At 68.1% G+C, this 587-nt stretch carries 1 protein-coding gene; it reads right to left on the bottom strand.

The window, feature by feature from the left end; genetic code table 11:
* Nucleotides 1-587: IS21 family transposase (gene istA / locus AX685_RS17085; protein ID WP_156445892.1), on the bottom strand; the 587-nt coding region annotated here is incomplete at both ends.

Raw genomic sequence — 587 nt, 5'->3', positions numbered from 1 at the left:
CCGCCGTCTTCATGTTGTCGTAGATGCCGCGCGTCGGCACGCCTCCGAAGAAGGCAAACGCCCGCGCATGCGCGTCGAACAGCATCTCCTGTGTCTCGCGCGGATAGGCCCGCACATACATGGCCCGCGACGCGCACAGTCGCACATGCGCGACCTTCACGCGCATCGGCTTGCCCGAGATCTCCACGTCCTCATGGCTCCAGTCGAACTGATAGGCCTCGCCCGGTCGGAACAGCAGCGGGATGAACGCCGGCGCATCCATCACATCGCGACGTCGCGCCTGCCGCCAGCGGGCCGCATAACGGCGAACCGCGTCGTACGAGCCGTCGAACCCTTCGCGTAGCAGCAGGTCGTGGATGCGCGTGAGGCGCAGCTTCTCGCGCCGCGGCCGTGCCTCATCGTCCTCCAGCAAAGCATCCAGTCGCGCCTGGAACGGACCCAGCTTCGGCAGCGGCTGCACTGCCCGCCGGTAGCCCATGTCCGCCTCCGGTGCCCGGATCGCCTTGCGCACCACCTTGCGCGACAGGTGCAGGTCCCGCGCTATCGCCTTGATGGCCTTCCCCGACGCGTGCTCGCGCCGGATCCTC

The organism is Sphingomonas sp. CCH9-F2, assembly GCF_001556735.1.
In the GTDB taxonomy this organism is placed as follows: Bacteria; Pseudomonadota; Alphaproteobacteria; order Sphingomonadales; family Sphingomonadaceae; genus Sphingomonas; species Sphingomonas ginsenosidimutans.
Note: the sequence above shows the minus strand (reverse complement) of the source record. Positions and strands in the feature narration are given on the sequence as shown.